This is a genomic window from Paenibacillus sp. B1-35, from assembly GCF_050474385.1.
GTDB classification, from domain to species: domain Bacteria; phylum Bacillota; class Bacilli; order Paenibacillales; family Paenibacillaceae; genus Paenibacillus_B; species Paenibacillus_B alvei.
This window is the reverse complement of the sequence record NZ_JBCHVJ010000005.1, coordinates 493,206-506,611: the sequence shown is the minus strand read 5'-3', so window position 1 is coordinate 506,611 and position 13,406 is coordinate 493,206. Positions and strand designations below refer to the sequence as shown.

The window sequence follows — 13,406 nt, the reverse complement described above, 5'->3', positions numbered from 1 at the left end:
GTGCTGGACGATCTAGACTTATGTAGCAATTCCCTCGGTTTGCAGATCCTTCTGAATACGCTTCTCGCGGAACATAGTGAAGTAGCAAATGGATGAGGTTACATAGAGAACTCCTGTAATACTAAAGGTCATCGCATAGCCCCAATAATAGCCGTGAGTCGTTACCAAATAGGATTGCACTGTGCCCATACTTGCCCATCCAAGCATAAAGGCAGTCTGTGTTAATGAATTTGCAATTCCGCGGCGGGAGTCTGAAATTCGGTCAACCATAACGGCGGATTGAATTGGGTTGGCTGCATTCATAAGCGCTTGCCGGAACAGGAAGCTGACGATGGCAATGGAAAGCGCGTTGGTGAATCCGGTCAACAGCAGGAATGGCAGGGATAGCATTTGGAACACGACGATCGCTGGCACCTGTCCGATTCGCTTCACCAGCGTTGGGCCAATAAGCATAGAAATAATCGTCATGACCTGCCCTAACGAGATTAACAAACCGACCATAGTGATGGAAGTGTCGAATCGATTCGTAAAATATAGGTTCAAGTAGGGAACGACTAGCCCAGAGCCTAAGCCTACAAGCAGCTGACAGAAGGTAAGGCGGCGAATGTCGCGCCATTCTGCTGCCGGATTAGGATGTTGAAGATCTTCTTCCTTGCGTTTTGAAGCTGCTGTCCGTGATGGAGCTGCTGGTTCCGTCTCTGCCTGTAAAGCACCTCGCTTGCGCGCTTCCTTCACGGCAAGCAGCGGCAGGAAGGAGATTAATGTGGCGATTCCGCCCAGCATCAATACGGTTTGTAGGCTCGCAACCCGTGTCCAGCCTGTAGATTGCAGTACATCCGCCAAGGCGCTTCCTCCCATGCTGCCAAATACCTGCGCAGCCAAGCCTAAAGCAAAGTGATAACTGAAGAGCTGCAAACGCTGCTCCTTACGGGCATTTTCCGCAAGGAACGGAACAGCAATAACTTGAAAGGCCGACGCAACTAGCCCTGAAAAAACCGCCAATACGTGCAGGTTCGTAGATGACTCAACATAGGAGCGTCCAATGAATCCGATCCCTGTTAGCAGCGCGCCAAGGATGAGAATCTTCTTCCGGCTCGTGCGATCCCCCAGAAAGCCAATCGGGACAAACATCAAAGCCGTAGCAAGAGATTGCAGGCTGATGAGCGTCCCGTTCATGTCATCATTATATCCGAGTGATTGAATATACAAGTTGTAGAGTACCATGAACATACCGCTGCCCACTTGAAAGCACAAGTTGGCGATAAAAAACAGCTTAATATTCCGATCCCATTGCTTCACGTCTGTCCATACTTGTTGAATTAAGCGCATGTTCGTTCCTCCGATTGTCCATGTTAGCATCTTCCATTGTATCAATGGTTCCGCGAACAAGGAAGGGGTCGAATTGTTCGATTTGGGTTCCAGAGCTCGATGCTCTAAGCTTTAAGTTCTAAGCCAGCAGATGTACTATCGAGCGCTAATGGATAGGATAGAATTCATGATCGCCCTAGATTATACGTACTGTATGGAACATGCGTGTCTGAATGTAAGGCTAGTGAATCAGTTTGCTCTCCTTCGCCTTTCGCACGAACTTGGCGCTTGACCGGTTGAGCGGTGTCTTTAGCAGAAGGCCCATGACGAGTGTAATCGCAACATAGATACACATCATCATCAAGTCGCGCCACACTACATCCCATAGGATACCGCCGACCGCCTCACGCATCATGCTGATGCCATAGGTGAATGGCAAATAAGGATGAATTGCCTGGAAAAAAGGCGGTGTTACTTGGATTGGGAAGGTACCTCCTGAGCCTGCCAGCTGGAGAACAAGCAGCACGATGGCCAACGCTTTGCCTACGTTGCCGAAGACAGATACGAGCGTATATACTATTAGCATGAATACGACGCTTAGCATCATGCCGAAGAGAACGAACCAGAATGGATTGAGCACGTATGCCTTCAACAGATAGCAATCGCCTAGTGTTACAAGCAAGGACTGCAGCAGCGCGATTGTAACGAAGGTGAGATAGCGACCGAAATACACTTGATGATCCTTATATTTTACGCCTTCCTCATGCACCTCCACCGTCAGAAGCGACACCAGGAGCAGGGCACCGACCCATAATGATAACGTAGAGAAGAATGGTGACATGGCCGATCCGTAGTTCGGGATCGGAAACAGCTTATGTTCTTTCAACACGACGGGCTCAGCGAAAAACTCGCTCTCTTTCTCAAAATTGTTTCTCAGCAAATCAATAATTTCATTGATATCGCCACGTGCCTCTAATGAGCGAATTCGATTCGCGATATCCGTCAGCTTGGATTGCGCTTCCGGCAGGCTGTGCTGTATCTTTGCAATTTCCTCACTACCGACCGAAATCAGCTTAGCGGCATCGTTCAGAATTTTCTTTACGTCAGGCATATGATTCAGTGCATCCTGCAATACAGTCTGAACATTGTTGACGGTACGCTTTGCTGTCTGAATGCCTTGGACAATATTCGGCTTAATCTCATCATCGTACCGATTTAATATGCTGCCCGTAATATCAGCAGTCTCTTTCGCAATCCGATTCAATTGATTAATCAGGTCTGCCGACACTTTCTCACCACGATCTACTGCGCCGGAGATTTGACGCACAGTGGATAATTGTCGCTCCAGCTTATCTCGTATGGATTTCAAGCGTCCTATAGTGCTGCCAAAGCGATCTCCAGGGACAACCCCATTAAGTCGACTGAACCAGCTGCTAAGACCATCTACAAGTGTAAGAGCAGTATTCAGCCGACCCTCGGCACGATTCAAAGCCTCCTTCACAAGAGAGGGATCGCTGCTTGCATCTTGCAGTAGGGAGGTCAAATCTTGAATGGCCAATGCCGTCTGTTGAATGGAGTTAAGATCCTGCTTAATAAAGGGAGATATCGTATCAATCCCTTGCTCGCTATAATTGAGCAGATCACCAACGCTGCGAGAGAAGCGGGCTCCTTCCTCGGCCACCTGAGAAACGAGCGGGAGATTACGCTGTGCTGAGGCTACAATGTCATTGGCCTTCGCCGTATCGCGCAGTGCCACATCGACGATATGTGTGAGCTCTGGGAACCCTTTTTCCAGCTTAAAGACGAGGTTTTTTACCTTTTCGATGGTCGGGAGCTCATTTTTCAGTTCCACCCCTACATCGTTAAATATTTTAAAGATGGTGCGATTGGCTTCACGAACGAAGTTGGAGCTGACCTGCTCGATGATGCCGGACGCGCCTTTGGCTGTAATTTTCGGTGAAATTGCATTGATCTTCTCATTCACGTAATAGACGATTTCCGCCTTCTGCGGATCATTGGACAATACGGTACCGATCCGTGCGGAAAAATCGGCGGGGATAATAATGGCTGCGTATACCTGTCCGCGTTCGGCGCGGCGCAGTGCTTCTTTCTCGTCCATGAATGTCCAGCCGATCGCTTCATTGGTCTTGAGCGATTCGATGATTTGCTTGCCGATATTGATTGGCTTGTCCATCAGGGTATCGCCCTTATCATTGTTGGCGACAGCAATGGCTACCCCCTTGGTGTTGCTGTAGGGATCCCATGATGCCAGAATGTTGAACCATGCATATAGGGAAGGAAGGGCAATAAGGCCCGTAATCACAATAGCGGCCGCCCAATTGCTTGTAATGCGTTTCAGGTCAGTCAGGTATAGGTTGAAGATGGATTTCATAGCAGTTGCTCTCCCGTTCATTTCAAGAATTGACAACATTGCTATCATTGTGCCTATTTTAGGCGAGAAACATGCGATAAAGGAGGTGATGCCTTAAAGCTGGAGGATACAGTGTACGGATTGTGTGGTGATGGGTCAATGCCAAAGCAAGCAAGGGGAATGTGAACAATTTTTAGGAAAGCGCTTGCATAAATAGTAGGGACGAATCATCCGACTCATGTCAGCTAATTTAGAGAGGGAGGTATTGTAACGGATGAAAAAAGTCTGATGCGTACGGGCAGCTCTGCTCATTAAGCAGTACATTTTATGAAGAGAGGGAAAGGAGGTCGGGTGTACGACTGACTATTAAGATTTGGATAAGATTGGTTAGATCATGACCAGACGCCAACGGTTTATGTTAACGTTGATTACCAAGTAAAGCAGCAAAGGAGGGACATTGATGTTGCGGGTCATGCTCGCGGATCAAGATGTTGTTGAACGCAAGCTAGCCATGCAGATGTGGAAGAGGGAGGATGCACATGCCGCGGGATATACAACTCTTCAATATTTTAATCGCGTATTTAAGCAGATCGTGAAGATGACGCTTCTTGAGTATCGGAAGCATTTTGGCATCTAGCAATTTTTGAATATTTCGTAAGGAGTAGAATCGGCGAAGAAATGAGAAATGCGTTTCATTACTTTGCAGGGACAGCCGACTATAAAAGATGATGTTATAGAGACATGTTATAGAGAGGGCAAGGCCTCTCGTACATTTCACGGTAGGAGGAACACATTACGGATGAAACAAATTCGACAACGATTGGCGGTCGTTCTATCTCTGTGTATGATCTGGTCCATGATTGCATTCACAGGTACCAGTATGGCAATGGCGTCTAGTGCAGGGCAGGGAAGCTTCGGAAAAGTTGTGGATGAGCGAAAGATGGAGCTTGCACCTGGGGTAAATTATACCTGGAACAGTATGGAGCTGCCACAAGGGCAAGAGAAGGTTCATTATGTAGAGTTCGATCCGAAGAATCCTTCCTTGGATTTGCAGCCTGGCATGACGGACGGGAAAGTGTACGGCATGACAGGTGTTACGAAGATGGCCGATCATGCAGACAAGGCGGGAAATCGGGTTATTGCAGCCATCAACGGCGACTTCTATGATATGACGACAGGCGTGCCTCTTGGCTTATTTATGGGTGATAGTGAGATATTGGTGAGTCCGCCGCCTAAGTGGGATTGGTATGCATATGGATTGAAAAAGGATGGAACCTCGATATACGGACTGAGTCCAGAGTTGAAGCGAACGCTTCACATTAGCGGCAAGGATTATGAAATATCGGAAATTAATCGGATGCGTGAAAATGCCGACAAGCTGTCCTTATTCACATCCGTATTTCATACTTCAACCAAAACTAATGATCTCGGCGACGAAGTTATTCTTGATGTGCTGTCGGGAGAAGTAAAGAGCGGCAGCACCTTAAAGCTCAAGGTTGCGGAGATACGCAAGGACAAAGGGGACGCACCGCTTGCCTCGGGCAAGGTCGTGCTGTCTGCTTCGGGAACAGAGAACCGTAAAATCCTCGAACAGCTGAAGGTAGGAGATGAAATCTCCGCAAGCTTTGAGCTGGAGGATGAGTGGAAGGACGTTAAAATGGCAGTCGGCGGCGTGTTTATGCTGGTCAAGGATGGCGTGCCGCAAGAGAATCCTGATAAGGCACTCTACCCACGAGTGGCAATCGGAACAAAAGCTGACGGCTCCATTATCATGATGGTGATCGACGGCCGAGCGCCAGGATTTAGTGAAGGGGTATCCTACGATGATTTCGGTAAGGTAATGAAGGACATGGGTGTCGTCAATGCGCTGTGTCTTGATGGTGGCGGCTCGTCCACGTTCGTAGCGAAGCTGCCGGGGGAGCTGACTCGCAAGGTCCTGAACCGTCCATCTGACGGCAGTGAACGCAAGACGGCAAACGGATTGCTGCTCGTAAATAAGGCACCGGAGCAAGGAGCTGCCTCGAAGCTGGTCGTACAGCCGAATATGGAGCGAGTGCTCGTTGGCTCTACATTCAAATTCGCAGCAGCCGGAGTAGATGTAAATGGACATCCAGCTCCATATACAGATGTATTGCAATGGGCTGTTGATCCTTCGCTTGGAACGATAGCAGGGGATGGCAAGTTCACGGCTGGATCTGCTGCAGGGAGCGCAAATGTTGCAGTGACTGCAGGTGGCGTGCAGGGGCAAGGCCAAGTCGAGGTGGTAAAGGATTTGACAGACCTCATATTGCCTGACAAGGTAAAGGCTTTTTCTACCGGCGAACAAGTGAATATGCAGGTAACGGCTATTCGAGATGGGCGAGTCGTTGTTGCCGATAATCGCCAGTTTGAGTGGAGGGTCGAGGGCCCAATCGGTTCTATTGATGCTAACGGTGTATTTACCGCAACGTCGGAATCGGATAAGAACGGTAAAATTATCGTCAAGTACGGTAATATTGAGGCATCAATGGATGTAAATATAGGGCTGAAACCTGTTGTATTGGAAGATTTCGAGGGTGGTCTGGATCGTTACTATGAGGAAAGTGGTGCAAGGTACAAGAGTGTAAAGCTCAGCGAGACGGCGGATGAAGAATTTGTACGATTCGGCAGTAAGGCTGCAAAGCTGGAATATGACTTTACCGATACAGTAGGGATATCAGGCGCATACATCAATACGAAAGGCAAGGATAAGTATATTGATATTCCTGGCTATCCGGAAAAAATAAGCGCGTGGGTGTATGGCGACGGTAAAAAGCACTGGCTGCGCGGTCAGCTACGAGACGGCAATGGGGCTGCAGTAGATATTGATTATACGGATGAGAAGACGGGCCTTGAGTTCACAGGCTGGAAGTATATCGAGGCAGCGGTTCCTAAGGGAAGACCTCTTCCGCTTCAAATTTCCATGCCGATTCGATATATGGAAACGAAAAATACAAACAAGAACGATGGGACTCTTTATATCGATCAAATCCGAGCGCTATATGGCCCGAATACGGATGACATGGAGCCGCCAGTGCTGAAGGATTTCTCTCCGGTTGATGGCAGTACAATTCATACTTCGACTCCGAAAATCCATGTGTACGGGGAAGCTTTCGGATATGATCCAATCAAGCATCCAGCAACGACGCTGATTGATCCCGATAAGGTGCGCATGTATGTGGATGGACAACTGGTTCAGCATGGATTTTATCCACCGAAGGGTGAAATTCACTATACACCGAGTGTGCCTTTGGCAGACGGGGTTCATGTCGTGAAGGTCAAAATTCGTGATATGAACGGGAATCGGGCAGAAAAAGAATGGATGTTTACCGTTGATACCGTGTCATCGAAGCTCGTATATACGGGAGCAAACAATGCTTATGCAGGCAATGTTTACAAGGTGGAGGTTAAAGGATTCAAGCCTTCCAATATTAAACGTGCTGACATTGGATTTATCGTTGATCCCAATTTGATAGAGAAGATAGAAGTAGTTGCAGGCGGTAAACTTGGCCCCGCTAATATCGAGGAAAGTATTACCTCGGATGGGAAAGTGAATCTAAAGTTTTCTGATGTGCATCAGTTGAACTTGAGGGATGACGAAGTGCTCGCGAGAATTGAATATCACCTAAAGTCGGATGTGTCGGGTGCGTTCAAGGTCGATTTTACATCAGGAAGCATTGGATTGGCAGATAAAGGAAACGCAGACTTTAGCTTCTTCGGCCTTCCTCTTCACGCGGCCATTCAGTATCATCTGCGCTTGAATTGGAACACGGACGGCATAACCGAGGGGCAGGATACTGTGCTTGGGGTTGTTGATGAGACTGGCGCTCCTGTGCAAGGCGCGCGTATCGTGACACGTGAGGGAACAGAGTTGGGTGTAACGGGCGCAGACGGCAAGCTTACCACGAATAAGCTGACGGGGACAGTGCGGGAATACGAGCTGCAAGCGAACGAGGGAACACGATTCAGTCCAGTAGTGAAGTTCAAGGTATCCCCGGTGGCGGGCAGCGAATTGCCTTACAACGTAAGTGTGACAATGGGAGCTGATCCGGCAACTTCTCGCGGCTTTACGTGGCATTCCAATATTAACGTGGATGTTTCAGTGGTAGAGATCGCGAAAAAGAAAGACTTCGTCGATTTTAACTATTCAAATGTCATTCGGGTGAATGGTTCGAGCAATATGCTCCATACGTGGGATATCGGTACGGTTCGTGTGCATAAGGCAGTTGTTCAAGGGCTTGAGCCTGGAACGGAATATGTGTATCGTGTTGGCAACGGCAGCGACAAGGTGAGTGAGCAGGGCACGTTCAAGACGGCTGAGCTGGACGGTACACGTACGAAATTCCTCTTCTTTGGCGACTCGCAATCCGCGGATGAAGCGGGATTCGAGCTGTGGGGCAATATTGTACGGAAGGCAGTGGCTGATCAGCCGGATTATGACTTCATTCTACAGGCCGGGGATATGGTCGAGGATGGGTTTAAGGAAAATGAATGGAATATGTGGTTCAAGGCAGTACAGGATACATTCTTGAAGACAACAGTTGTGTCGGTAGTCGGTAACCATGAGGTGACGGGAACACGGAAAAATGATGATTTCCTTGCTCATTTCAACAATCCACAGAACGGGATAGACAGCTTGAAGGGCAGCAATTATTCATTTAATTATCATAATGCTCATATTGCCGTGCTGAATAGTGAGTACGACCTCGAAGAGCAAAAGGAATGGTTGCGACGAGATTTGGCCGCAACGGATAAAACGTGGAAGATCGTTACGTTCCATCGTGGTCCATATGGAAGCAAGAATAATGAGAAGCATATTCGCAATGCTTGGACATCCACATTTGATGAACTTAATGTGGATGCGGCATTAAATGGCCATGACCATGTGTACTTAAGAACGTACCCATTGCGCGGCGGCAAGCCAGTTGGCGAGGGAGAAGGGACAACTTATATTGTAGCGGGCTCCTCAGGGCCGAAGTTCTATGAGGTTGTTGCACAAGACTGGCAGTACAAAATAGACGGAACGAAGGCGCAAATCTATGTAGCCGTTGAGATTATTGGCAGCGAGATGAAGTTCCTCGTGAAGAACATTAATGATGTTGTCATTGATGAGTTCTCGATTCGCAAGCCACAGCAGCAGCCTGTATCGGTCGAGCTTGATCAGACGGACGTAAGTTTGGCTGTAAAAGAAAGTGTAAAGTTGAATGCGAAGATGCTTCTTATCGGTGCTGATCAGACCGTAAAATGGTCAGTTCGTGATGCTTCAGTAGACGGAGCTGTGACGGTAACGTCTGATGGTATCGTGACAGGACACAAGCAGGGGACAGCGGTTGTACGTGCTACGAGTGTAGTGGAGTCCGTGTACGGGGAAAGTTTCATTACAGTCAATGGCCTGCTGGATACGACGATTGACGAGGTCCAACTTGATCGCAACGAAGGAACATTAAAGGTTGGCGATACGCTGCAACTGAATGCAACAGTAGTGCCGGACAATGCAAGCAATAAAACGGTTGTATGGTCGGTGTATGGTTCTTCTTCAGAAGGAGTTGCAAGTGTAACGCTGAATGGGCTTGTGAAGGCGCTGAAGCTGGGTACAGCCTTGATTCGGGCTATGAGTGCGGCAGATGCAGCGAAGTATGCAGACTTCCAGCTCAAGGTGGAGTCACAAGACAAGGCGAATATTCCAAATCCGCCAACGGACAATACCAGTTCGAACGGTCACAAGGAAGAGAACAAGCGTCCAGAGCCGCCGAAGCTTGATCCGGGAGCAGCGAAGCTGGATAACGGAAGGATTGTTGTCCATGCGAAGCGGGATGCTGGCAGTAAAACAGAGTAGCTTTGCGTCAAATACACAGATAACACGTGCCGACTTCGTTGTCCTGCTGACAAGAACGTTAAAGCTGCAATCTGCACAGACGATGAGCGGCTTCGAGGATGTTCCTGCAAATGCCTATTATGCAGGTGCCGTTACGGCTGCGAAGGAGCAGGGACTTATCTTGGGAAGAGACGCGCGGACATTTGGCCCGAACGATACAATTACGCGGCAGGAAATGTTCACATTTACGGCACGAGCGCTTGCGAAGCTCAGCAAATTGAACGTGGCAAGCGGTACGGAAGCACTTCGAGTGTTCACGGATTACAATGATATTCAGGTTCTATGGATAGCTTGGCGAGTCCGCTTCGTGAGGGCCTCATCCAAGGAAGCGGGAAGAAGCTGACTCCACAGGGACATGCAACGAGAGCAGAAGCTGCTGTCTTCCTGGAGCGGATTCTGAAGCGAGTTCATGAGTAACAACGAACTCCATATGAAGGCACAAATAAAGGGGCCGGTTATCCAGCCCCTTTTGCATGTCAAGTTTTTAACAATCATAATCGCTATTAGTTTAGAGCTGCCCTGACAAGAACACGATGAGGCAGAATGCCGACATTATGGACGAGTAGTAGACGGAATATTGTGTTCTCTTCTTGTTGTTGTCGAGCAGGTTGAACAGAAATAGAAAGCTGAGTACCGGAATTAGCAAGTAAGCCATGTACAGAATGATCGTCGCCATTCTTTACACCTCCAAGGTTGTAGTTGTTGGTTAAAAAGCCGATGTAAATATTTGCATAGATGTATTCTATCACGCTTTTACGCGTTTGGGTACAAAAGTTTTTTGTTTTATTTTGAAAATTTGTGATATCAGGCGGCTGATTGCCAACATGGACGAAGGAGATAAATGTCGGGTACACTAACTATATATATGCTGGATCATAGGGAGGGCATGGATTGTTCTCTCTTTTTATATGGTGATTAAGATCAGGAAACGGGGTTAACAGCAACAATGAACATTCAATTGGTATGCGTAGGGAAACTGAAGGAGAAATACTTGGTGCAGGGCATTGCGGAGTACAGCAAGCGGCTGGCTCCATATGTGAAATTCCAGGTGTCAGAGGTACCGGATGAGCAGGCACCCGAGAAAATGAGCGATGCTGAGCTGGAGCAGGTTAAGGATCGTGAGGGAGAGCGTATTCTTGGCCACATTAAGCAGGATGCCCATGTCGTGGCTCTCGCGATAGATGGGCAGCTTTGGTCTAGTGAGGACTTGGCCTCGCAGCTCGATCGGTTGGCGACGTACGGGACAAGCAATGTTGCCTTTGTCATAGGCGGTTCTAACGGGCTATCTGATGCGGTTCTTCGCCGAGCGAATTCGAAGCTGTCCTTCGGCCGCATGACACTGCCGCACCAGTTGATGCGCTTGGTACTCGTGGAGCAGATCTACCGTGCAGTGAAGATAAATCGAGGTGAACCGTACCATAAGTGACGGTGAAAAATAATGTTGTGGAGAAGGTACGAATATGTTTGCGGGCATTATCTCTATTTCAAGCACGCGTCCGAAAGCCGTAATGAAATGCTGCTGACTGACTGTACCCCAACTCATAGGCGATATCCGCCCAAGAAATTTATCCATTTCTATGTAAAAAGACAAAGAGCAGCCCATTAGCCAGCTCTTTGTCCTTAACTTTATTTTCGTTCATTTTCAACGTTCCCCATCAAGAACTCTTTGTTGTATAGTAGAACTCCCCTAAGAGATTCCCTATTTCATAACTTCCTGGTGCAAGTTCTTTTTCAACAAAAGCATTGATCCCCGACTTGTCGATCTCATACATCACTTCAATTTCTTTAGAAAATAATAGCTTTTCTTGCGAAAGCAAGTTCGAAAGCGATGGTTGTTGCCTTGGCTTAATTTCTCCCGTATTCAACACTTGCTGAAGGCCCTCAACGTAAGACTCCAACGGACGACTACCTACGATTTTGACTCCTTTATTCTCTTCATTGATCATGACGATCGTTGGGAAACCTCGAACGCCAAGGCTTCTAGCGAGTCTAAAATCCTCATTCAATAAGGATTGGCCGGATCGATGTTCAGCATCTTGAACGATCGCTTCTCCATCCAGTCCAAGCTGATTTACGATGTCAATCATGACGGATTCCTCCGCGATATTTCGATTAAATGCGAATAAAGCTTCTCGTGATCGTCTTAAGTAATCATAGGCTACTGCATTGCCATGATGTTGCTGAATCACTTTAAATACACGAGAGGGTGGGTAAGAGGATTGAACGGGATCGCTTAGCATCAGCGAACCGTCAATTGGCATCCGCGAGTATTCCCCAACCTCTCGCCAATGGTCGAAGACATGAGCAGGTCCAGATATACCGTTACGGGGATCGACCGGCTCATCCCCCCATTTTTCGAGCAGCCCGCCCATTACCGTTTGGAAGTTAAAAACATGTCCATACTGCGTTTTAAATCGTCTTAGGACAGGGTCAAGCGCCCAGCAGTGTGAGCAGATTGGATCCGTCACATAATAAACTGTAATGGATTTGTGGGGTGGATTGAAATCAATCATTTCCACTTCTTCTTCCCCAGCTACGCCGCAGACACCGGTCTCAAGATCACAAATCATATGATTATCGCTGACTATTCGTTTATCGTCATTTGCCATGATGGTTGCCTCCTTGAAGTTTCCGAAAGATCACTTTGCTTTTACAATCCCATTTTAGCCATAATAAATGTACCGGAACACCAATAGATCATGTGATTTGTCGTTTATACAACACATGGGCACATCTGTTTAAAATGTTGGAGGGACAGGAATGACGAAATCCAAGACAGACCCCCGAATTTTACGAACGCGTAAGTTAATCATGGAGTCTTTTATTGAACTTTCAGGTAAAAAAGAATTCAAGGATATTACCGTGAAGGATATTACGACAGAGGCGATGATTAATCGGGCAACGTTCTACTATCACTTTGAAGACATATATGATTTGCTCGACAAGGTTTTATCCGAAGTGCTTTTGATTAATTTGAATGCGATAGACTTTGGGAATAGCGTGCTGAATGAAGCAACGATTATTGATATTTTCGTAGCTATAACAGATTTCCAGAGCGCGCTATCCAATCGGTGTCATCGAGGATACGATGAGACCATTGCTCGTATTATTCGAGAGCAGCTCGAGATTATCTTCTATAAAATGCTGCGAAAACAACTGACGATGGCGGCGGATGAATCGCTAAAAATCACAGCGCTCCTTTTAAGTTGGGGGTTATATGGTGCTTCTGTGGAGTGGAGGAGAAAGGGGAAGGAATTATCGCCGGAAGCATTTATTCACCCCGCTATTCCCTTTCTGATGTCGGGCATTGAACAGGGGTGAGGGTTAAAGCTGACTCTGCCGAGTATTAAGAGATGGAAAGCAGAGCTAAATTGGCAAAGCAGTTATGCAATAAACTAACTACAAGATTCAGGAATGAAATCAAAATCCATAAAAAATGTCTGGGTGGGCGTCCTCCAGCGTTTCAAGAGAAATGGCTTCATTCTATTTATCCGCTAGAAAGGCTGTTGGCTATGAAATTTACCACAAGTGTTGGTAAATTTCATCGGTAAAATATACTGGACATCTAAGAGGATATATCACGGGGGGAAAGTATGTTAGACCAATTATTAAGTCCATTTACTTCAATCTTATCGAGGCTAAAATATGGGCGAAAGTTTATCCTTATCAGGAGGTCGCCTCTTTCAAATCGTGTTGTGTGGTGCAATAGATTTTACTGAAAAGGCGTCCTTTTTGATGTGATATTTTTGTATTTTATTGGATAATCAACAGGCGTGACAATATTTATTGTTCAGTTACATGCAGTTCTGCTGCTCAAAATTAAGTTCAATTAAT

Annotated in this window: 10 protein-coding genes; 6 read left to right on the top strand and 4 right to left on the bottom strand. The window is 47.2% G+C overall.

Translation table 11 applies throughout. The features are described from left to right. Positions 1–18 precede the first annotated feature (18 nt). The gene (locus ACQ5BJ_RS18975; protein ID WP_005545387.1) at positions 19–1,329 is read right to left on the bottom strand and encodes an MFS transporter; all 1,311 of its coding nucleotides are present in this window, start codon (positions 1,327–1,329) and stop codon (positions 19–21) included. 220 nt (positions 1,330–1,549) lie between these two features. Next, on the bottom strand, positions 1,550–3,700 hold the full coding sequence (locus tag ACQ5BJ_RS18970; RefSeq protein ID WP_430111953.1) for a YhgE/Pip family protein: 2,151 nt from the start codon (positions 3,698–3,700) through the stop codon (positions 1,550–1,552). A gap of 439 nt (positions 3,701–4,139) precedes the next feature. Here ACQ5BJ_RS18970 and ACQ5BJ_RS18965 point away from each other — a divergent pair, with 439 nt between their 5' ends. The 4 genes from ACQ5BJ_RS18965 to ACQ5BJ_RS18950 all read left to right on the top strand — a co-directional run bounded on the left by ACQ5BJ_RS18965 (position 4,140) and on the right by ACQ5BJ_RS18950 (position 9,989). Beyond that, the gene (locus ACQ5BJ_RS18965; protein WP_005545385.1) at positions 4,140–4,316 is read left to right on the top strand and encodes an AraC family transcriptional regulator; all 177 of its coding nucleotides are present in this window, start codon (positions 4,140–4,142) and stop codon (positions 4,314–4,316) included. Between the two features lie 162 nt (positions 4,317–4,478). After that, the gene (locus ACQ5BJ_RS18960) at positions 4,479–9,533 is read left to right on the top strand and encodes a phosphodiester glycosidase family protein (RefSeq protein WP_430111951.1); all 5,055 of its coding nucleotides are present in this window, start codon (positions 4,479–4,481) and stop codon (positions 9,531–9,533) included. Further along, positions 9,499–9,915, top strand: a complete 417-nt coding sequence (locus tag ACQ5BJ_RS18955) for an S-layer homology domain-containing protein (protein WP_430111949.1) — start codon at positions 9,499–9,501, stop codon at positions 9,913–9,915. The genes ACQ5BJ_RS18960 and ACQ5BJ_RS18955 overlap by 35 nt, the downstream gene beginning before the upstream one ends. Then, positions 9,855–9,989, top strand: coding sequence for an S-layer homology domain-containing protein (locus ACQ5BJ_RS18950; RefSeq protein WP_430111947.1), 135 nt, complete (start codon positions 9,855–9,857; stop codon positions 9,987–9,989). Before ACQ5BJ_RS18955 ends, ACQ5BJ_RS18950 begins: the two co-directional genes overlap by 61 nt. 91 nt (positions 9,990–10,080) lie before the next feature. Here the strand turns inward: ACQ5BJ_RS18950 and ACQ5BJ_RS18945 are convergent, their stop codons facing one another. Continuing rightward, a complete protein-coding gene (locus ACQ5BJ_RS18945; protein ID WP_005545381.1) occupies positions 10,081–10,248 on the bottom strand; it encodes a hypothetical protein in 168 nt (55 codons plus the stop codon). Positions 10,249–10,518: 270 nt separating this feature from the next. Here ACQ5BJ_RS18945 and rlmH point away from each other — a divergent pair, with 270 nt between their 5' ends. After that, a complete protein-coding gene (rlmH, locus tag ACQ5BJ_RS18940) occupies positions 10,519–10,998 on the top strand; it encodes a 23S rRNA (pseudouridine(1915)-N(3))-methyltransferase RlmH (protein WP_040735637.1) in 480 nt (159 codons plus the stop codon). Between the two features lie 229 nt (positions 10,999–11,227). Here the strand turns inward: rlmH and ACQ5BJ_RS18935 are convergent, their stop codons facing one another. Further along, positions 11,228–12,181: a DsbA family protein gene (locus ACQ5BJ_RS18935; protein WP_268622901.1), complete on the bottom strand. Its 954-nt coding sequence runs from the start codon at positions 12,179–12,181 to the stop codon at positions 11,228–11,230. Between the two features lie 151 nt (positions 12,182–12,332). Between ACQ5BJ_RS18935 and ACQ5BJ_RS18930 the strand changes: the two genes are divergently transcribed. Beyond that, on the top strand, positions 12,333–12,893 hold the full coding sequence (locus ACQ5BJ_RS18930) for a TetR/AcrR family transcriptional regulator (protein WP_430111944.1): 561 nt from the start codon (positions 12,333–12,335) through the stop codon (positions 12,891–12,893). The last annotated feature ends 513 nt before the right edge of the window (positions 12,894–13,406 follow it).

Coding starts and splice junctions, on each gene's coding strand:
- ACQ5BJ_RS18975 (WP_005545387.1), bottom strand. CDS start 1,329: ATGCGCTTAATTCAACAAGTATGGACAGACGTGAAGCAATGGGATCGG.
- ACQ5BJ_RS18970 (WP_430111953.1), bottom strand. CDS start 3,700: ATGAAATCCATCTTCAACCTATACCTGACTGACCTGAAACGCATTACA.
- ACQ5BJ_RS18965 (WP_005545385.1), top strand. CDS start 4,140: ATGTTGCGGGTCATGCTCGCGGATCAAGATGTTGTTGAACGCAAGCTA.
- ACQ5BJ_RS18960 (WP_430111951.1), top strand. CDS start 4,479: ATGAAACAAATTCGACAACGATTGGCGGTCGTTCTATCTCTGTGTATG.
- ACQ5BJ_RS18955 (WP_430111949.1), top strand. CDS start 9,499: ATGCGAAGCGGGATGCTGGCAGTAAAACAGAGTAGCTTTGCGTCAAAT.
- ACQ5BJ_RS18950 (WP_430111947.1), top strand. CDS start 9,855: ATGGATAGCTTGGCGAGTCCGCTTCGTGAGGGCCTCATCCAAGGAAGC.
- ACQ5BJ_RS18945 (WP_005545381.1), bottom strand. CDS start 10,248: ATGGCGACGATCATTCTGTACATGGCTTACTTGCTAATTCCGGTACTC.
- rlmH (WP_040735637.1), top strand. CDS start 10,519: ATGAACATTCAATTGGTATGCGTAGGGAAACTGAAGGAGAAATACTTG.
- ACQ5BJ_RS18935 (WP_268622901.1), bottom strand. CDS start 12,181: ATGGCAAATGACGATAAACGAATAGTCAGCGATAATCATATGATTTGT.
- ACQ5BJ_RS18930 (WP_430111944.1), top strand. CDS start 12,333: ATGACGAAATCCAAGACAGACCCCCGAATTTTACGAACGCGTAAGTTA.